Source organism: Dictyobacter alpinus, assembly GCF_003967575.1.
In the GTDB taxonomy this organism is placed as follows: Bacteria; Chloroflexota; Ktedonobacteria; order Ktedonobacterales; family Ktedonobacteraceae; genus Dictyobacter; species Dictyobacter alpinus.
In genome coordinates this window covers 1,256,754-1,276,794 of the sequence record NZ_BIFT01000001.1, presented here as the reverse complement: position 1 = coordinate 1,276,794, position 20,041 = coordinate 1,256,754, and the positions used below count along the sequence as shown (strand labels likewise).

The 20,041-nt window shown below is 49.5% G+C and carries 13 protein-coding genes; 3 read left to right on the top strand and 10 right to left on the bottom strand.

Annotated features, from left to right (window positions below):
* Nucleotides 1–12: 12 nt before the first annotated feature.
* Complete coding sequence (locus tag EL633_RS36485) at nt 13–186, top strand: hypothetical protein (RefSeq protein WP_161981958.1); 174 nt, start codon at nt 13–15, stop codon at nt 184–186.
* A gap of 193 nt (nt 187–379) precedes the next feature.
* On the opposite strand, the gene menH is transcribed toward EL633_RS36485, so the two are convergent.
* The 6 genes from menH to EL633_RS05025 all read right to left on the bottom strand — a co-directional run bounded on the left by menH (nt 380) and on the right by EL633_RS05025 (nt 8,470).
* Complete coding sequence (menH, locus tag EL633_RS05050) at nt 380–1,258, bottom strand: 2-succinyl-6-hydroxy-2,4-cyclohexadiene-1-carboxylate synthase (protein WP_218027419.1); 879 nt, start codon at nt 1,256–1,258, stop codon at nt 380–382.
* A 7-nt stretch (nt 1,259–1,265) separates the two neighbouring features.
* Nucleotides 1,266–3,092 carry a 2-succinyl-5-enolpyruvyl-6-hydroxy-3-cyclohexene-1-carboxylic-acid synthase gene (gene menD / locus EL633_RS05045; protein ID WP_126626139.1) on the bottom strand — a complete coding sequence of 609 codons (1,827 nt, stop codon included), beginning with the start codon at nt 3,090–3,092 and terminating at the stop codon, nt 1,266–1,268.
* Nucleotides 3,093–3,101: 9 nt separating this feature from the next.
* Entirely contained in the window at nt 3,102–4,583 is a 1,482-nt protein-coding gene (locus tag EL633_RS05040) for an isochorismate synthase (protein ID WP_126626138.1), read from the bottom strand.
* Nucleotides 4,584–6,168: 1,585 nt separating this feature from the next.
* A complete protein-coding gene (locus EL633_RS05035; protein WP_126626137.1) occupies nt 6,169–7,272 on the bottom strand; it encodes a DUF1648 domain-containing protein in 1,104 nt (367 codons plus the stop codon).
* 14 nt (nt 7,273–7,286) lie between these two features.
* Nucleotides 7,287–7,673, bottom strand: coding sequence for a GntR family transcriptional regulator (locus tag EL633_RS05030; RefSeq protein ID WP_126626136.1), 387 nt, complete (start codon nt 7,671–7,673; stop codon nt 7,287–7,289).
* A 224-nt stretch (nt 7,674–7,897) separates the two neighbouring features.
* Nucleotides 7,898–8,470: a hypothetical protein gene (locus EL633_RS05025; protein WP_126626135.1), complete on the bottom strand. Its 573-nt coding sequence runs from the start codon at nt 8,468–8,470 to the stop codon at nt 7,898–7,900.
* 547 nt (nt 8,471–9,017) lie between these two features.
* On the opposite strand from EL633_RS05025, the gene EL633_RS05020 reads away from it, so the two are divergent.
* On the top strand, nt 9,018–10,349 hold the full coding sequence (locus tag EL633_RS05020) for an MFS transporter (protein WP_246039083.1): 1,332 nt from the start codon (nt 9,018–9,020) through the stop codon (nt 10,347–10,349).
* Between the two features lie 98 nt (nt 10,350–10,447).
* Here the strand turns inward: EL633_RS05020 and EL633_RS05015 are convergent, their stop codons facing one another.
* Nucleotides 10,448–10,972 carry a hypothetical protein gene (locus EL633_RS05015; RefSeq protein WP_126626134.1) on the bottom strand — a complete coding sequence of 175 codons (525 nt, stop codon included), beginning with the start codon at nt 10,970–10,972 and terminating at the stop codon, nt 10,448–10,450.
* Nucleotides 10,973–11,810: 838 nt separating this feature from the next.
* Between EL633_RS05015 and EL633_RS05010 the strand changes: the two genes are divergently transcribed.
* The gene (locus EL633_RS05010; protein WP_161981957.1) at nt 11,811–12,281 is read left to right on the top strand and encodes a lipocalin-like domain-containing protein; all 471 of its coding nucleotides are present in this window, start codon (nt 11,811–11,813) and stop codon (nt 12,279–12,281) included.
* A 100-nt stretch (nt 12,282–12,381) separates the two neighbouring features.
* On the opposite strand, the gene EL633_RS05005 is transcribed toward EL633_RS05010, so the two are convergent.
* From EL633_RS05005 to EL633_RS04995, 3 genes are all read right to left on the bottom strand, one after another.
* On the bottom strand, nt 12,382–13,962 hold the full coding sequence (locus tag EL633_RS05005) for an ArnT family glycosyltransferase (protein ID WP_126626132.1): 1,581 nt from the start codon (nt 13,960–13,962) through the stop codon (nt 12,382–12,384).
* Between the two features lie 45 nt (nt 13,963–14,007).
* Nucleotides 14,008–18,159 carry a glycosyltransferase gene (locus EL633_RS05000; protein ID WP_126626131.1) on the bottom strand — a complete coding sequence of 1,384 codons (4,152 nt, stop codon included), beginning with the start codon at nt 18,157–18,159 and terminating at the stop codon, nt 14,008–14,010.
* Between the two features lie 663 nt (nt 18,160–18,822).
* Nucleotides 18,823–19,875 (bottom strand): hypothetical protein, encoded by a 1,053-nt coding sequence (locus EL633_RS04995; RefSeq protein ID WP_126626130.1) that lies wholly within the window; start codon nt 19,873–19,875, stop codon nt 18,823–18,825.
* Between the last annotated feature and the right edge of the window lie 166 nt (nt 19,876–20,041).

Below are 20,041 nucleotides of genomic sequence, written 5' to 3'. Positions count from 1 at the left end.
GTTGTGGAACATATGACAGATAGTTTTTTTTTCTCTCTCTGTGACTCGCCGCCTGCGGCGGCGGTCGAGATGCTGGCGAACAGTGGCACGTCACCCAACGTAACGGCAGGGCTTGCCCCTGCTCCAGTTCACGTACGACCAGGCACCCTGGTCGAGCTGCCGGCAACCGCACGTCACCCAGCGTAGCGGCAGCCCTTGCGGCTGCCCCAGTGCACATACGACCAGGTACAAGCCCGAGGCTGACATGTTTGGCCATGCTCGCCTCATGATGACCACGTGTCTCAGGGACGTGTCGTACGTGCACTGGAGCAGGGGCAAGCCCTGCCGCTACGTTGGGTGACGCGCTCAATGGGCGGCAGCCCCTAACTATCTTACTTTATTATTGCACAGAATTTGTGAAGTTTCGAACCAGTGTTTCGAAAGCTTCTGGTTGTTCGAAATGGACGGTATGGCCGGCATTGGGAACAATCTGGTGTTGTGCCTGTGGTAATTGGGTGGCCATTTCACGGGCGATGGCGCAGAACTTTGGGTCGTCCTGGCCTGTGATGAGCAGGACTGGGACGGTGATTTCGTTCAGGCGTTGATGGAGCGCTGGCTGTATGCCGGTGCCGACGCCACGTAGGCTGTTGGCCAGGCCACGGGGTGTGTTGTGCAGGCGCTGCTCGCGTAGTTTGGCGCGTTGCGCGATGGACAACTTTTCCTGGCTGGCAAAGAGCGGACGACTTTCCCAATAACTGACAAAGGCTTCAAGACCATAATCCTCAATGCAGGTTGCCAGCGCTTCATCGCTACGCTGACGCTGTTCGCGCTCTTCGGCAATGGCCAGTCCTGGTGATGCACTTTCAAGTACAAGCGCCCTGAAATAGCCTGAGAGAGCCGTATAGAGGGCAATGCGCCCACCCATGGAGTAGCCAAGCAGGATAGCTGCGCCAGGGGCGATATGGAGCGCCTGTAACGCGGCCAGGATATCTTGCTGACAATGCTCCATGGAATAGCGCGTGGGATCCTCAGGAGCGGACGAGCGACCATGACCGAGCATCTCTAGTGAAATGACATGCATATCCTGGCCCGCCAGATGTTCCAGTAGCGCCCCCCAACTGGTCGCATTGCCGGTAAAGCCATGGATAAATACCAGTGTGGGCCTGAGCTTAGCGGTAGCGGCGGTTGGCTTACCAAGTTCCACCACACCCATTTGTACCCCATTAATAGCAATTGTGCCAATTTCGACATCTTTATAGTTGAGGGGTTGCATTCCCATTATCGATTTAGTCCTCCTGGTTACGGAGTGCACTCCCTACCACCTGCCATAACTGGCGATGCATAGTCACATTACTTGTGCGCTCAGTGCGTAGTTCAATAACGTGGAGTCCGCTCGTTTGAATATCCTGTTGAAACACCCGCCGAAAAGTTGTCCAGTCGGCAGGTCGTTGATAGCTGCCGCCATACATGCGTATGACCGGCTCAAACTCAAGTCCGGTTGGGGTGCCAAAGACCTGCTCAAAGTGCTCCGGATAGGCGGCCTGCGGCAAGAAAGAGAAGATGCCGCCACCATCATTATTAATCAAGATGACCACCAGATCCAATTGATGCAGGCGCGCCGCCAGCAAACCATTGAGGTCATGGAAAAACGAAAGATCGCCGATGACCAGAACCGTTGGGGTGCGTGCATGCTTGCCCGCGCTCACTCCCAGCGCGCTGGAGATCACACCATCGATGCCGTTCGCTCCACGGTTCCCGACTGTCTCTATGCTATGGGGAGCACCCCAGAAAAAGGTATCCATATCGCGTATCGGCATACTGTTGCCCGCGAACAAGGTTGATCCCGCTGGTAACAGCTCGGCCAGCTCGGTAAAGACGCGTCCCTCAAATAGCTCTGGAAAATCCTGGATCGTCGTATGCAAGGCCTGGCGTGTCAGGCGCTCTGCCCGCTGCCACTGTGCAAGCCACTGCTCATCGCGTGTATAGGTCTGGGAAAGCAAGCTACTGAGCTGCTCACAGAAAGCGACCGGATCAGTATGGAGCATTTGAGAGGCGAGCTGGGTGGGCTCATGCCAATCATTTTGCGCATCAATCACGATCTGTGGACAATGCGCGTAGCGCTTCATGTAGAGCAGGAATGGCTTGGCGACCGGCATTGGACCGAAGCGCAGTACCAATTCAGGCACATGCTGGTCCGTAAACGTGTCCAGGCGCAAAAAGGCATCGTAGCTACTGAGAATCAGACTTTGATCGTGTGGACCACCACGCAACTGTGAGAGCGGATCCGCCAGAATAGGATAGCCCAGCGTTTGTGCGAGTTGTAAGAGTGGCTCGGTCAGCGCGGGGTTAGCCAGGGGTCCAACCACAATTAAGCCATGTTTGTGGTCTTGTAGCTGTGTGGCGATCTGCTGGAGCGCCGCCGCTGGCAATGTTCCCAACGGGGCATCTATCACACTCACATAGGGTTGATTGGCGGGCCGTCCCTGCCAGGCAAGCGGGTCGCGTTGCTCGGGAGGGAGGAGGGGCTGATTGGCCAGCGCGGCAGGCGTGAGCGGTTCGCGAAAAGGAAAGTTCAGGTGAACCGGACCAGCAGGCACGGCACTGGCCAGTGAGGCCACGCGATTGGCTAACGTGCGGATGTAGCGCAACGCTTCATTTGTCGCTTCAGGGAGCGCGACTTCAACAAACCATTTGGCGTGTGTGCCATATAAGCGATTCTGATCAATGGCCTGGGGGGCACCGTTCTCGCGCAATTCATGGGGGCGATCAGCCGTCAACACCAGTAGCGGTACATGGGTTAGATGAGCTTCTGCCACTGCAGGCAGGAAATTAGCCGCCGCCGTACCCGAGGTACACACCAGGGCAACCGGGCGACCCAATTGTTTGGCCAGGCCAAGCGCGAAAAAAGCTGCCGAGCGCTCATCTACATGCATCCAGGCCTTGAGCTTTGGATGGGCCACAATCGCCAGCGCCAGCGGGGTTGAGCGCGAGCCAGGGCAGATCACCACATTGCGTACATCCGCCCGTTGCAATTCATCGATAAAAGCATACACATATGCATACGTAGGATTTTCAGCCTGCGCCCCGTACTGTGCATCATTCACATCTACCATAAGACCTTCTCACTTCTCTCCACCGAGACCACGCAGCATCACCTGCAACTTCAGGCAGGACTCCTGATATTCACTTTCTGGATTTGAATCCGCCACGATGCCGCAGCCAGCGAACAGCGTCGCCTGCCGACCTTCAACCAGGCCAGAGCGTAGCGCCACCGCGAATTCTCCATTACCGCCCGTGCCAATCCAACCCACCGGCCCCGCATACCAGCCACGATCCAGATGCTCATCCGCGCCAATCGCAGCCAGAGCAGGTAAGCGTGGATAGCCGCCGACCGCTGGAGTAGGATGCAGATCTTCAATCGCCTCCAGAATACTGTGTCCGGGTAAAAGATCGCCCATGATGGGAGTTTCCAGATGCTGAATATTCTTGAGTTTCAGCAAGTGTGGAGCATCCGCCACCCAGACGCGGGAACAGAGAGTGGATAGCGCATCGCGAATGGTCGTGACCACAAACTGATGCTCACCTTGATTTTTCTCACTGTGTAGCAACTCGTTCCCAAGATGTTCATCTTCCTCTGCAGTTGTGCCACGAGGAGCCGAGCCGGCCAGAGCCATCGTTTGAATTTGTCCATCCTCGCTACATACCAGGCGTTCAGGTGTTGCACCCATAAAATAGCGCGATCCGCGTTGGATAGCAAACACATAGGCGCCTGGATAAGACTGGCTCAAGCGTTGGAGCGTAGCATCTACATCAAACGGGTTGGCCTGCTCAACCTGTACAGCACGAGCCAGGACCACCTTCTCAAACTCGCCCGCCCGAATCTTCTCCACGGCCTGTGCCACCTGATTTTTCCACTGTTCAGCGGGCAACAGATTATGGGTGATAAACTCTTCATTTGTTGGCGCAGGCTTTTCAGTTGACGGCGCGGAGGTGCTCTGCAATGCATGTGACAACCGCTGTAACGTCTCAATCACCGCATTGGCCCGCTGCTCATAAGCATCCGTCGCATCGACCAGAGCATTAATCGTCAGGCCGGCCTTATCCTCATCCGAATGAAAGAGCAGATAAGGCAAGATCAACAAACCATCCGGAAAATTTTGCCAGAGATCAGTACGGGGTGTCAGGGTATCAAAAGTAAAGCCACCCAACAGCACCGGACCAGACGTATAGGCGGGCAAGTCTGTTGAAATCTTCTCAATGATCGCATCGCGCCGGAGTTCACGCCACGCAGTTGCCGCGCTCGATACACGCTCAGGTCCCGTCGTCTCAATTGCCGCCGCTTGCCCTACTCCTACCAATGCTCGTGCATCGACCGAGCGCGACCAAAAAAAACGATCCCCAAGATCAAGCTGTTGAAAAAGCGTAAAAAGCCATTGAGGATCATGCAGGGCAATGGGGAGTGTAATACTCACAAGAATCTGGCGTCCTAACTGGTTGGCGCGCTCCGTAGCCAGCCGAAACGTCCTTACAAAGTGGTCTCGGTCGTAAAGATGGGACCCTGAATTATTCGTACTACGCGCATTATCAGTAAAAGCTATATCCATTTATCTCACCAGAATTATGAATGTTTTGTATATTAAAAGCAACCGTGTGCAATCATAGCGGAATATCGTATTTTAGTTGACAACTTTCTATCTATCCACCGGATCACCCACCAATCATGCTCAGCGTGAATAGCTAGAAGTACACAATACGTCACAGAAGTATGATTAGGCGGGGCGACATGCTGCGGTGGTGGGTTAGCCAGATGCCAAAAGCAGTGCCTGTAGTATTATAGCACGGGATTGAAATTCGTACCAAGAGCCTGAAAAAGTGAGAATGTATAGAACCATAGCCATGGTGCCTCTGCTTAGCCATATTTTTCCTGTACAGCTATTAAACCTATCAATGAACATTTTCCCGGAAAATTATCATTTGTATTCTGTTGTCTGCTTATGAATTTCACTATAGGTGCTAAAAGGCGCTACAATCGATTTCTGAGACTTTTGGCAATATATACCTCCTGTCATGCTCTCTTCACTCCAAAGTCTCCCTACGTTCCTTACAAGCGCAAATAAAGGCATTGTATGCCTAAACATAAAATATATTATCATAAGAATTCTATAGCTATTGAAAATAGTAGCAGGTACAGAATATCTGAACGTATGTAAAATGCAAAATGATTATTAGATGAAATAAATGAGCAATAATAGTTTATAGATGCAAAAGACAACATATCTTACGGCTCACCGTCCTTCAAGGTTCCCGATCATGAGCAGCTCCTATTGAGTGCGTCTCCATGACCATCACCTGCTTTCGTGCATGGATGGTTCTCCCTCAGGAGACGGAGAGCTTATCTCACGTCGAGATATCGGGCGCCCATGCCTGATTTGTTGGAAAAAAGCTGACTGAGTTCGACAACTTAAGACATTTAAGAACTTAGACACCAGAGACATGTGCAGAAATGTCTTAAGTTATGGCGCAAAAAGGTGTTTGAGCCTGGCAACTTAAGACATTTAAGAACTTAGACACTAGAGACATTGGCAAAAATGTCTTAAGTTATGGCGCAAAAAGGTGTTTAAGCCCGGCAACTTAAGACATTTAAGAACTTAGACACTAGAGACATTGGCAAAAATGTCTTTAGTTCATTTAGGAAATCTGTTATTTCAGTGAATCAGGCTGTGCAAGAATGGAGTGGACTGTCTTGGACATTTACATTCTTCATTTCAGGTTACACTTACGTATGTATGTTATAATAATATATTTATATATATAAATATATTATTATATATATTATTAATAAATTAATTAAAATAGAAGAAAGATAAATTTCCCATAAAAAGAAAATGAAACGCTTTCATACCATATTTTTGCAATGTTAAGACATTTCTGCACATGTCTCTAGTGTCTAAGTTCTTAAATGTCTTAAGTTGCGAGCTAAAAACTAGATTTAACCAACAGCTTAAGACATTTTTGCCAATGTCTCTAGTGTCTAAGTTCTTAAATGTCTTAAGTTTGCCTGGGAATGGGTTTTATAGATATAAAATTGGGTCTATGTGGATAGCATAAATAGGCTAGTGATGATGCATACCCTCAGATTGCCAGTGTATTTTTGGATGGCGAGGTGAGGGTATGCCTGGATTTTTAGGGTTAGCGTACAAACAGGGTGATGCTAACGATTGCCAGGATGATGGCTATGATGGCGATAATAAAGGTTTTGCCCCATGGATTGGCCATATTGACGGTCCAGCCGATACCGATACGTTTATCGATCCAGAGGGCAGGATCATCGGGGTTGTAGTAGAACATGCCGCCGATCCAATAGCGGTCGTCGTCCCGGGCGACAAATTTGGGATTGTTTTGTGCCTGGTACTGGTGTTGATTTCTCTGGATGATTGTGCGAGTCAGGTAGACCAAGGTGCCGATAATGACCAGTAAGAGAATGGTGACTATCCCGATCAAGACGGCGTTGGCGTTACTTTCAGGGATGGCGCCAAAGATGAGCAGCGAGACAGCTAGAAAGACCAGATTGGTGACGGTGGCCAGCACAAGCAGGATCTGGCTGGTGCGATGGCGTAACTCATGCTGGTAGGCGACATCAGCTTCAGGATTGGCAGGGTCCACCTGCTGACGCGCGGTGGGTATATAGCGGGCCAGTCCTAGCAATAGCGCGGTCGTAAAGATCGCAGGCAACGGTAACGTCCATAGCGCCACCAATTTGTCGGTCCACTGATTGGGCTGTCCATCGGCCCCGAAGTGGGTAGGAATCTGAGCCGGCAGGACTGGATAACGTACCAGGGCGATGACAACCATGGCGACAATGATGGCTAGCGCAGGTACGTACCAGAGAAAGGGAATATGATATGGGGTCTGGTTGGTGCTGATATCAGCCATCACTACCTGGCGCAGGCCGCTATACCAATTGCCGCGCTGTTTGGCCTGGCTAATACGGCGGCGGGCACTATAAAAGTTCAAGTAGATCAAGAGCATCGTGCCGAAGAGTCCGGCGATATTGACAAAAAGCAGAGAGCTATAGCGGCTAAAAAACCAGCCGATGGCTGCGACCAGCAGCAAAATGACCAGCAGGCCAGCATGGTAATCGCGCTTCGCATGCTGAATGACCGGCTCATTGACACGATCGGGAGGGATACGCACCCCAAAAGGGAGCGTCCGGGCCATCAGCGAGGTCCAGAACCAGGCAAAGATTATCAACAGTAATGATGCCATACTCAAAAGTATATAGGTAGCATTCATCAGTCGCTCCAATCCTATGAATTGTTGGAAAGTTTATGCTGTGCAGCAAACTCTCCCAGAATTAATTGACAATGTTGTAAAATTTCAGCGGAAGAAACATCTTTTGCATAGGCTTCAGCCATGAGCGCCTGTAAGCGTTCATTCCAGGTATCAGACAATGTCCCCGAAACCTGCACGACAGCGCCAGTTTTGCGCCTCAGCTGAATAAATCCCTCGCGCTCCAATAGATCATAAGCCTTATTGACGGTATGGAGATTAATGCCAAAGTCGGCCGCCAGTTGCCTGATCGATGGCAGGCTGGTTCCAGCCGGAAGCTGTCCACTGGCAATGCCTTCAATGACCTGGTCACGTATCTGCATATAGATGGGCTTATCGCTATCAATCTCAATCATCAAGAACATGGCATACACCTTTCAGTCATTTGTTCTATATAAAATATAACAAATAGAACAAAGAATTGCAATATGTTATATGACCAGATTTCAAAAATCTGGAAAACACACATGGATTTCCGGTCAAACGGATAGATAGCATGGGGAATTTGAGACTGACAATTACAGAGTAGTGAAGAGAGGATTCAGCGGGCGATTGAAGCAATTCAATTGCCCGTACTGGACAGGGAATATTAAGAGCGTTTAATCGTTAAAACACTCAAATCTTCAAGTTCGCGTAGGATGATCAGGATCTCACGGATATGATCCTCATGAGGATAAAGAATAGCCGCAATTTTACCGACCGTCCGTACACCATCCACCAGCACCAGGACACGCTTCATATGGCGCGGGAAACGCTTCAGAATTTCAGAATTGATGTTGACTAATCTTTGAGGCACAAAATTTGAAGCTGGATGAGGATTCGAACCCTGGCCAATATAGGATCGAGAGATAGCAGGGAGATAGCCAGACGTATTTTGCCGAATCGCAGGCAGGCGTGGACTTGTTTGTATATATTCCTGGACCACAACCCAATTCAGCACGCCCATATTTGAAACCAGACTCATCGCCTCCTGTCCCGAGAGGACCAGTTGACCATACGCATTGACCAGATTGCAAGCAACAGCGCTACCTTGAACCATATCGATAAAGACGTAGCCACCTTGTAAGCCAAAGATACCAGCCGGCAACTGGGCGCGCAAGCGTCCATTATGCCGATACCCCTGTAAAAGCTGGAGGAGAGACGATTGACCGATATTATACATCGTAAACCCTCAAAAATAACAATCCCGGGAGAGCCAGGCCCTCCCGCTGCGTAAAATAATGCGCCGTCCTTAATTGCATATAGTTTAAATAGAGTAACAAGGATAGTCGCCGTGTATATCCATGTGATCTTTTGAGCAAGCAAGGTGGCATCAAAATGGTAAAGGAACAACCCATCCAGCATTCCAGACTGGAAAATACAAAATAAGTATTGAAATGAGAAAACAAGTCAGGAATCGGGCGTCAAAAACCATGTCTGGAGGAATGACCAACATATATGATCGAGAATGATTCCATGCATGAGTATTGTAACACAACTCATCCAAAAAAAGTTGTGTTTATCCTATAGTAATGGGGATATTTTTCAAATCTGCTTGATTGTCAATGGGCAGTTAAGGCTTTTGGCCTGGCGTGACGTAATAGTATAGAAAGACACATTGTTTTCTTATATTCTTAAATAATGTAATACGATTTATGGTATAGTTGCTAATAGAGTAATCTCCACAGCCAAAATTCCACATTTGAGTGAACTAGTTAAGAGGTATACACGTGAGTCTTGTCGACAAGGATGATCAGCAACCGGATTCTGCACTTACTGAAGCTTCACCACCAGTCCAGGTTCATAGTTCCAGGCGTGCCCATGATCCATATCAGGCCATGCGCTATAGTGATTTCCGTTTATTATTGATCGGTTCGTTTATTGTATCGATGGGTGAGCGGATGCTTGAGGTGGCCTTAGGGTGGGAACTCTATGAGCGCACCAATTCAGCACTGGCATTGGGAGGCGTTGGGCTCGTCTTAATTATTCCCGTTATCTTATTGTCGCTGCCTGCCGGGCAGATTGCCGATCGCTTTAACCGTAAAGGCATCGTCTTAATTTCGCAGATCGTAATGGTGCTGGCTTCGCTCGCCCTGACGATCCTATCCGTGCTTCATGGTTCGATCGCTTTTATTTATGTCTGTCTATTCGTGATTGGTACCGCCAGCGCCTTTCTGAGTCCAGCTAGTTCCGCGCTGGCCGCCCAGACTATTCCTGAAGAGGCCTTTGAAAACTCAGCGACCTGGAATAGTAGCTCCTGGCAAATGGCATCCGTCATGGGACCTGGTCTGGGCGGCATGCTGGTCGCTTTTTTTCATAGCGCGACCCTCGTCTATGCCTTGAATACGCTGGCCATCTTTATTTTTGTGATCCTGCTGTTCTTTATTCAGGCACGCTATCAGCCGGTCTCGAAAAAAGCCCTGGCAGAGAAGGCCAGTTGGAAGTCAGTCTTTGAAGGTGTACATTTCTTGCGGCGCACGCCAGTATTGTTAGCGGCGATTACGCTAGACCTGTTTGCGGTCCTTCTGGGTGGAGCCACCACGCTACTGCCAATCTTTGCGAAGGATATTCTGCATGTTGGGCCAACCGGTCTGGGCTGGCTACGGGCGGCTCCATCGATTGGGGCGCTCTGTGTCGTATTGATCTTAACCCATCGACCGCCATTTAAACATGCGGGTCCCACCCTGTTGATTGCGGTCGCGGGCTTTGGTATTGCTACCATTATCTTTGGGCTCTCGCATTCTTTCTGGCTCTCACTGGCCATGCTGTTCTTGTTGGGTGGGTTGGACGATGTCAGTGTCGTGATTCGTAGCTCGCTCTTACTGACGCGCACCCCTAATGAGATGCGTGGTCGTGTTTCAGCGGTCAACTCACTCTTTATTGGAGCCTCAAACGAACTGGGCGGCTTTGAATCTGGTTTAACCGCCCAGTTATTTAGTCCCTTGCTTTCCGTCGTAGGAGGTGGAGTGGGAACTGTACTGGTTGTTATCTGCGTCGCCCTGTTATGGCCCGAAATGCGCCGTCTAGGAACCTTGAGAGAGACAGAGAAGCAACCTGTATAGGTTAGAACATTCCCTGTCATTGCACAATTTGACGGCTCCCGGACGGCGCATAGAAAAAGATTATGGCGAGTGAAACTCGTGCAAATAATTGCCGGCTGCTATTCCTGAGTATCAGGCGTAGCAGCGGCGAAGGCCAGGGAGACGGCTACGCCATCTTCCGCGAGCGCACAAATGAAATCTGGTAATCCTGTAGCTTCAGGGACAATACTACGATAGGTCGCGCCAGCCAGTGTGCCGATAACGGCTCCCAGTCCGCCACGTATAGCGCCAGGGAGGAGGGGCTGCTGTAGACGTTTACACAGTAAGGCACCTGAGAGCGCACCTAGCGCGATTCGACCCATAAACGGGCCCGACTTGATGCGGCTCGGCGTAAGCGGTAATTTATCCCCAATAATTTCCCCGACCGCCAGAAATGCGGTCACATTGCGCAACACTGGTGGCGTACTCTCACTGGTCCAGGCTAACGCGGCCAAAGGAGTCATTGAGCGCAAGCCAGCCACAATACCCAGGCGTGACGCCTTCTTCAGGGCATCGGCGGACTCCACGGTATCTCCCATTAGCCTTAATCCAGGCCTGCCGCCAGCTAAATATGTTTTATCTTTATCAGTACGTATCGCGCTCATTTCTACTCTACCTTTCTATCGCACAACTTCCTCTGCTTTCATCGTACACGTCTCAGCGAAATTGTTTGATACAAATAAGGCAATCAAAGGTCACATGCTACGATTGACGAATAGTTGAAATTGTACGATCCCACTTTATTTTCATGATTTTATTGATAGCATTATTTGTTATATACGCCTTACACGTGCCAGCCCTGGAAAAAGTTGTGGGCTTTTCAGGTGATGTGTGGCATGCAATAAAATGAATAGTAAAAACAGGATTAATACATGCTTAGTTTTCAAAGATTAAAAATGTGTAAAGAAAATTATGAAACCATAAAAAGATAGTTTTTGGGTGTGATAATGGTTTACAATGCTATAGTTGGATGCGTGAATAGTCTTCATCTGGCGCATCCTGATCAAGATGTCGGCGAACAGTGACATGCTTCCCAACGTAACGGCAGGTCTTGCGCCCAAGACATCTCATGTAGGATTTGTTGCCTGGACAGAATCATGTTGAAGCAACAGAACCGTGTGGCGAGGAGACGGCAACCCGCAAGGGAATTGCCCTACATCTCTCGTTTTTCTTGTTTCATGGCTTCCGGATGGAATGAAATATCTATGCCGTAAATCTATGATAAAGGAACCTGGAAATGACTATTGTAGGGCAATCCCCTTGCGGGTTGCCGTCTCCTCGCTCTACGTCAACGCACCCAACCATAATCATGATTGGGTACGAAACATCGCAACGTTGAAAGACTTGAGGACAAGACCAGCCGTTACGTGGGGATACGTCTCAATAAGAGTGGGCACGTTGGTTGCCGACAAGTATCCAGCAGCAAGAAAAGGGGAGAGTGGTATGAAGCAAGTAGTGGATCCAACTATGTTATTTGGTACATGGATCCTGGTGGCAGTTGAAATACGCTATAGTAATGGTGATGTGAGCTATCCATGGGGGATTGAGCCTGATGGACACCTGGTGTATGCCGCTGATGGATATATGTCGGCCGTCATTAGCGCTCATAATCGAGAGCACTTTACAACGAATGACATCCTGACTGGAAGTATGGAAGAACAGGCCAGGGCGGCCCGCTCTTATATCTCTTATGGAGGTCCCTATGAGCTGCAAGGTAACGAAGTCACCCACCATGTCGCGGTCAGTTTATTTCCCAACTGGATTGGTCAGGCGCAGAAGCGCTTTATAGAATTGGTTGATAGTGAGCGACTAATACTGCGTTCAGCGCCCCTGCTGGCCTCTGGTAGAGAAGGAATAGGCTACCTGATCTGGCAGCGCAGAGATCAAGACTTAGATAGTTCTACGCAGCTATAGACTTTAAAATATTGATAGTGTGTAGAGGAGAAATAGTGCACAAATGCGTACTCTTTTCTCTACACGCTATCAAAGAAGTATGCGCCCTCTAATGTTCGCTTTAGGGGAGCCGAACCTGCTTAAGGCTGGTAAAGTTGCCCTTGCCTGGCGTCGCCTTGTGCCAGAGATAGTAGTAGCCGATACCAAAGGAATTCTGGAACTTTACTTTGCCCACAAGATCATAGTTTTTCGTGGCCGCCATTTGCTGAGCGATGGAACGGGCCTGATAAGGTTGATAGTTAAAGCTGAGCTCAACCACATCAAAGTAGCCATCATCGATGGCTCTGGTAAAAGCATCATTGCCACTAAATTGCTTGTTATGCGGATCAGTATAGTAGAGGAAGTTGACGCCGTTCCATTGCCAGGAATCGCTGACATCCTCCGCGTAATAGCGTGCCACCTCAATATCTTCAGAGAGATAGCGACCGCTACCGGCGCGCAACTGTGTATGGAGTTGATAGCTCAGATTCGTTGTATCAGCCCAACCAGCATAGATTGTCTGTGCCTGCTGTGTTCCGATCGTGAAGACCAGCAGTACGATGGCCAGACCCGCCAGCCAGTTGCGTCCAAGCGAGAAGCGCTGCTGTGTATAGCCTGAAACTTTAGATAGGGTATAGCCTACCAGAGGCATAACATAGAACAGACTAAAGGCCAGGTGCTTATCCAGCGAGACATACTCCTGTTTGTACATATGATAGGCAGGAACCAGTAACGAAGCGCCAAAGAGGACCAGGGCTAACCAGCGGGAACGCTTTTCTCTAAACATCAGATAGAGGCCCACAATACCAAGCGCATAAGCTATACCGCCCAGTTGCAAGACATGGATCAGTAGCTCCAGAGGAGAGCGCTGCACAATGGCTACGCGGTTGGTTGTGGTCAGACTTAAGCCTTTCAGGACATCTTTATCCATCAGCTTATAGGCCATAACTCCCAGGATTGCGATAGTCACGATCACGATGGCTACGCGCAGCAGCGTGCGCCACCAGCCCTGTTTCTCCAGGCTAAGTACAATCAGGATACCCAGTACCGGCAGCGCCAGCAGCAAGGCCGCATATTTGGCTGTCACGGCCATAAGCAGCAGTGGCCCGATCCAGACAGCCAGCCACCAGGATTTACGGGCAAGGCTCGTCTGGTATGCCAGGATGGTCGCAATGCCCAGTAGTAACAGACACAACGCATCATAGGTCGCCAGCCGACCCATAAACAGGACTGATGCCAGGCTCACATAGAGTGCGGCCGCGAAAATGGCGGCATTGCGGCTGAACACCTTTTGGGTCACCGAGTAGACGCAGGCCGTAACCCCCATCATACATAGCAAGCTAAACCAGCGCGCCAGTTCTACCCCACCAAGCTTATCAAGGATACCAGCAATCACCGGGTAGAAGTAGGGATAGCCCGAAAAGTAGATGGCATAGGGATCCAGTACCGGTGGACCCCCAAGCCAATGGTTAAAGATCTGCTGACCCGCATAGAGGTACAACGCCTCATCCTGGAAAGCAGTATTACGCAATGTCGTAACCGAGATGATCATCTGGAAGGCCAGGATTACCAGTAAGGGCCAGCGAGCCATAAGGGCCAGCAGCGTAAACTGTCTTTTGGTAATGTAGCGCGTTTCAACTTTCGGCGCTGATGTCGCTATCACGATTTCATACTCCTATTTTTCTGCACTTTCACGTACAGCTACTTCTTATCGTTTCAGTGTTGTCGCAATTTGCTGCATCACATGGGTCGAGGCAGGATCAGAGAACATCGACCACTGATCATTCTCTTTCACCGTGCTTTTAAGTGCGGGAGATGCATCGTGATAGATCAATGCGTAAATGTCGTGTGTCTGTTCAACAGTTTTTCCTACCTTTTGAAGCCAGGCCGCTTTTTGGGCCGCATTGCCAGCCGCGCTGACCTCCAGAATCACCGGTTTGTCAGGATAGCGCTGCACCACCGCATTGACCGCCTTTTGGGGATCAGTCCACTTCGTTTTAGGATAGCTAATCATACTCAGCAGTACGGCATCGATAGTTGAGGCCGGCGGTGCATATGCCTGATCATGCGCGGGATCAGCCGGCGACCAGACCCAGGAAACATTTGTGGCCCCTTGTTGTTCAAAGACACTCTGTACATGCTTCCAGGCACGCGGTGCATCCTGTGGAATACCTCCATTGGCCACCGCCGATGATAGCGACCAGTTGCGATCAACGTGCAGGAGAATAGTGATATAGACCGGCTTATTGTAGGAGCGGACCTGCTGTGCCCAGCGTTTCAAGGCATCATCATGTAAGCCATTCGCAATCGATAGCAGACTGGAATTAGTAGCAGGCAAGCCATTAGGCTGGAACGCACCAAATTGTAACGTAATCCAGGGGCTACTATGCTGTGCAGCCAGTTGGTCTGCCCAGGGACGATCAAATTGATCATTGATCTCCTGCGTCCGACCAACAATTCCCAGATCGGTGCCCAACTTTTGTTTGACCAGCGCAGGTCTCTGTTTGACCAGCGTGACCGGTAGAGAAACACCTATATATGGGGCTTGTCCTGGTGCCAGTCGGGTTGTAAATGGCGTAGCCGCCGCGCCAGTTGCATGGAAGAAGGTACTAGCAAAAATCAGGCCAGCCAGGGCCAGGGCTAAGGCACTATTCCAGGCTGCACGCATACCCTGCATACGTTGTGGCGTACGAGCTGGATAGTCAAAACTTCCCTCTTGTAGCGGCGCGTTAGCCGACTTCTGCTCAGACTTCTGCGCACGCCAGTCGCAATAGCAGAGCCACAAGAAACTACTCAGCATCGCAATGGCATAGATGACCCAGAGCACACTGATCAACATCGAAACACGTTGCTGCACATTCGCATACAGGGAATAGGCGATAGCCGCGATACTGGCCACCAGGAACGTTAGATAGATCCAGATGTAAGAGTTTGAGTTTTTCGAGCCACGTTTCTTGGAAGTAACGGTAAAACCGACCTTACGTTTAAGGATCACCGCCACCAGGCTCTCAATGAGTACCGGGAAACAGCCGAAGCCGATAATAATACCGCGCAAGCCGGTGATACCCCGACCCGCATACCAGAGCACGGCCGCGCTAGACAGGAAGTAAGGCACGAAATGCCAGATGAAAGCATCCAGAGTTGAGCCCCGGACAGCCGGAATACTGGTAAAGATGAAGAGCAGAGGACAGATCAGATAGATCAGATCGCGAATGCCACACAGATAGTGCGTACAGGCGAGGAAGTACTGAATACGTTGTCCCAGGCTCAAACCACCTTTTTTCGGCAACAGAATATCGCGCCAATGTTCGCGCATCACCCCCAGTGTACCAATAGCCCAACGGCGCTGCTGCTTCAAATAAGCAGGCATATCCATTGGACCCAGGCCAGTGGCCAGCACATCTGTCAGATAGATACTTTTCCAGCGTGTATGCAAAGAAATCGAGGCCGCGAAATCTTCCGTCACAGAGTCCTGTGGCAGCCCGCCGATCTCGTCCAGGGCCTGGGTGCGCAGCACCACATTTGTGCCACAGATAAAGGCAGCATTCCAGGTCGCCTTACCAGGGCAGAGCAAGTTGTAGAACATCGCCTGCTGATCATCCGCCCAACGCGTCACAGGGTTGTCCAGATTACGATAATACTGTCCCGTCTGGACCCAGCCCACACGTGGATCGGCAAACGGAGGAATGGTTTTCAGCAAGAAATCTTCTTTCGCCACCTGGTCCGCATCGAAGATGATCATCAATGCGTTGCCAGTCGCGCCCAATTGCTGACGCGCATTCTCGATATTACCCGCTTTAGCACCGCCCGGCTGCCTGCGCGTAATACAGATGACCCCCATCTGTCGGGCCAGTTCTTCTGTGGCCTGCCAATCAGGGGCTTTCGCTACATAGCCATCATTACACAAAACGATATTGACTTCACCATGAGGATACTTCTCCAGATAGCTCTTGCGAGCACCTAGAATACCATCCAACGTTGGCTTAAGGACGGCGACCCCTTCATTTACCGTAGGGATAAAGACAAAAACCGGATACTGGGTAGGATCTTCGGTCCGTTTTAGCGATAGCTGCTGACGTGGCCAGAGCGTAAACTGCAAACCTACCGTATGAACGGCGCCCAGTGTCTCCGCGAACAGCAACGGTACAGCAATCCACCAGCCAGCCCAGTTAGTAACCTCAAAGCGCCAGCTCACATAGTCCATAAATGAGATACCGACGGCAATCGCCAGCAGCATCGTAATGATCTGGTGAAAATTGGTCTTCTTATAGGATGCCGTCAGTGAAATGCTCAGACCAAAGAAGAGGGCCGCAATAATCACCCAGGCATTGGGCAAGGCATAGCTCGTCAGGCCCAGTGCCATATAGCCGATCCACCCCAGCGCGATCAGCACCAGGAGCGGGACCAATAGCGAGCCAAGCTTATTTGTACGGGTAGATTTTCTGGTAACTGTGCGACCCAGTCCAGAAGGAACGCTCGTAGTCCTTACCGTTTGTCGTTGGGCAATGCTATCAACCTGCGTTGCGGATGTCGTCTTGACCATATTAGGACGTACAGCAGGAATGACAGAGGTTAGTTCCTGATCGACCGAGACCAGCGAGTTAAATTCATGCAGCTCATCTTTCTCACGGCGTGGTGGGAAAACGAAGCGATTTAAAAGTCCCAGGTTAATTAAAGCCAGAAACACAAAGATAAAAATGCTGAGAGGATTCCAGAAGCTGGTTGCATATGGATACACAAAGTACATCGCCAGCAATGCTATAACATTCAACAGGATCAGTGCGCCCAACTTCCAGACGCGTCCGGCAGCAGGCACCTCTTTAAATAAGCGTCCCATATGCTGCAATGCCCACACACCTTGCTGGAAGTCAGCTTTACTCTCGCCATGTTCACGTTGCTGAAAATGATACGGAACCTCCGCCAGACTTTGCCACTGGCAGCGTACCAGGATCTCTAACAGAATCTTATAGCCAATCGGACGTAACGTCACATCGTTGAGCAAAGAACGTTTGAGGAGAAAGAAGCCGCCAAGTGGATCTGAGACGCCTGCCAGCTGGGAAGGGAAAAGAATCTTAGCCACCCATTTAAGACCAACCGAGAAGAAGAGCCGGCTCGGTCCAGCCAGACCACCGGGGCTACCTCCCTTGATATAGCGACTGGCTAACACCAGATCTACATCTTGTTTGACCGCCTCATCATAAAACACGCGCAATTGTGCTGGTGGATGCTGTAAATCCGCATCAATCACCGCTACATAACGAGCTTGAGCCACATGCAGACCCAGATCAACCGCTGTCGCCAGTCCACCTTTGCGTTCAGGACCTTTGACCCGATGCTCAATATGCACATGAAAATCCGGAGATCCTAACGTTTGCGTGGCCTGTTTTACGACTTCCGGAGTATTATCATCGCTATCATCAACAAAGATAACCTCGACCCGTATGCCTGCCAGAGCAGATTTCAAGATCTGCAGTAACGGTAAAACGTTATCTCGTTCATCGCGGGTAGGTGTAACCACCGATAAATCATAGACGCCAGCTTTAGAAATAGTTGTCTCGGATGAACGCTTCGCAGCCGGTATGGCTGGAGACGTTATCTCGTTCTCAACCGGAGATGTATCAATATTGGAGGACTTCACTGCAGGTATTTTATGTGTATTTTCGTCAACATCAATTTTAGCAGAGGGTGTATTAGCTGAACTATTAATTGTAGCGCCAAAGTGGTCGCCGACAGCATTAGAAGTGAAATCAATTTGTGGGGTAGATAATGGATCCTGGCTGTCTGCATACCTATCCTGTTGGATCGACCCTGGCTTCTCATCTTGTGATTTTCCAGAAAAGGAAGGGATTTTTTTTAGCATTTATAATCCTTTAAAAAGGTAATATGTGCATACGAAAAGGTCAGGAATGTCCAACGTGTTAGCTATACTTTCGTATGCAAAAAAAGTTATAAGACTATAAAGATTTAGATGTATACTGAACGCTCCAGAAAAAAGAGCGCAAAGAATCCTGGCTGAGCATCTTTAACACAGCAAAACATCTAAAACGCGATGAGCTTATAATAGCGTGTGTAATGAATACATAGGCTGCAATGCCGAGGAGTAGTGGCCGGTGCATCAAAACTCTCAATGCGGATTTGGCAACGGCGCCGGGGAAAAGTCATTATAATCCATAAATAGCATTCAACTGGCAGCCATGCTAGTTGAGCGGCTAAGCACTTCACAAAGAATAGAGTAGAAAATACATTCTCGTTTACTGCTACTATTGGATCCACTGGCTGCACATAGATTACATCTAATTTTGTGAACTTACATATAAGTTTTTTACCATGTAGAGTGAAAAAAGTCAATAAGACAATACTATCAGTAATATATTTCTTTTATCGATAGTACAATTTACTAGAACACGGCGCATCCATCCATTACATGCCATTGGCAGCTAATGGGTTAAATACATCAAATGAAACGAAAAGAGTACGCGCCATGATAAATATAGTTCTGAATATTTTCTCGGTGTGTATCAGCTCATTGTTTTGGTTTATACTGCTCTATCACAGTACTAAGCGCCTTGATTTGCGGATATGAGGTACCGGTGGTTGGATCAATCATATCGAGTGAACCATTACCCGCACCACTTGCCAGATCAAACTGGTTAGAAATAGTGACGCCTGCCTGGATAAGTGCCTGGAGTGAGGCAGTCGTAAACTGCCGCATATAGTCATTATCGTGTGGTGTCTGGCCAGGTTTCCAACTATAGTTCCATTCTGTAATTGCCAGAGGCAGGGATTGACCGATGGTTTGTTTCATCTCCGTTTTCACCTTTTGTACAGCGATGGTGTAATCACCGATATGCTGAGGGCAAGCAGTAATAGCTACATCGGTACAGGGATACGTATGATAGCTTATGGCATCGGGCAAGTTACCAGCAGCCTTTGTTTGTTGTAGAAAGCTATGGATATACTCAAGATTGGCAAAGGATACCGCTGGTCCAATAAAGGCGGCCTGAGTGTTAATCAAACGGAGAGTGGGAATCGTTTGATTCCAGGAACGTGTGTAATCATTGACATTAGGCCCACCATTATCTGGCTCATTCTGCCACTCATAAAGATTGCAGCGCTTCCCCAGCATATGCACAACCTGTGCGGCATCCTCAGGATGCAAGACACCCAGACAGGTAGCGCCCGCCTGCTCTATGGCAGTCACCCGCTGCAGCGCATCGGCGCGTGTGAGCGGTGTACGAATAAGCGTGATACCAGCTGCCCTGACGGTAGCGCGCACCGCTGAATTATTGCCCATATTCTGCTTCGACCAGTCCCAGGATGCATCGTTGGACCCAAACATAAATGAAGAAACCCCTGACCAATTCTGCACGCCCGGTAATGGCCGTGGCTGGTAGGGCGGACGTGATGCCAGGGGCGTGGGTGGAACATACGTTGCAGCAGGCGCAACAGTAGGAGTTGTATCTTTGCTTTGAGGTTGTACCTCAGCCTGCTGCACACTTTGACAACCGGTCAGCATCAGTGCCACCATAATGGTAACAGAGAGAAAGATCAACAGTGACTGTTTTCTTCTGTCCATAGTATTTTGTAATCCAATCGTTGATGTGTTTTCTCTTAATTGGCCCATATATGCAATTTATGTTCCACAACACAAAAGAGTCGGCGCTCAAAAAACTGCATATAGTATGAATTAATAGTGCTGGAAACCTTCAAAAATATAATCTCTATCTCAATTCAAGATAGAG

Bases quoted from the DNA above. Each gene is read 5' to 3' on its own strand.
- menH (WP_218027419.1), bottom strand. From the start codon at position 1,258: ATGGGAATGCAACCCCTCAACTATAAAGATGTCGAAATTGGCACAATT.
- EL633_RS36485 (WP_161981958.1), top strand. From the start codon at position 13: ATGACAGATAGTTTTTTTTTCTCTCTCTGTGACTCGCCGCCTGCGGCG.
- EL633_RS05040 (WP_126626138.1), bottom strand. From the start codon at position 4,583: ATGGATATAGCTTTTACTGATAATGCGCGTAGTACGAATAATTCAGGG.
- EL633_RS05010 (WP_161981957.1), top strand. From the start codon at position 11,811: ATGAAGCAAGTAGTGGATCCAACTATGTTATTTGGTACATGGATCCTG.
- EL633_RS05015 (WP_126626134.1), bottom strand. From the start codon at position 10,972: ATGAGCGCGATACGTACTGATAAAGATAAAACATATTTAGCTGGCGGC.
- EL633_RS05035 (WP_126626137.1), bottom strand. From the start codon at position 7,272: ATGAATGCTACCTATATACTTTTGAGTATGGCATCATTACTGTTGATA.
- EL633_RS05030 (WP_126626136.1), bottom strand. From the start codon at position 7,673: ATGTTCTTGATGATTGAGATTGATAGCGATAAGCCCATCTATATGCAG.
- menD (WP_126626139.1), bottom strand. From the start codon at position 3,092: ATGGTAGATGTGAATGATGCACAGTACGGGGCGCAGGCTGAAAATCCT.
- EL633_RS05025 (WP_126626135.1), bottom strand. From the start codon at position 8,470: ATGTATAATATCGGTCAATCGTCTCTCCTCCAGCTTTTACAGGGGTAT.
- EL633_RS04995 (WP_126626130.1), bottom strand. From the start codon at position 19,875: ATGGACAGAAGAAAACAGTCACTGTTGATCTTTCTCTCTGTTACCATT.
- EL633_RS05000 (WP_126626131.1), bottom strand. From the start codon at position 18,159: ATGCTAAAAAAAATCCCTTCCTTTTCTGGAAAATCACAAGATGAGAAG.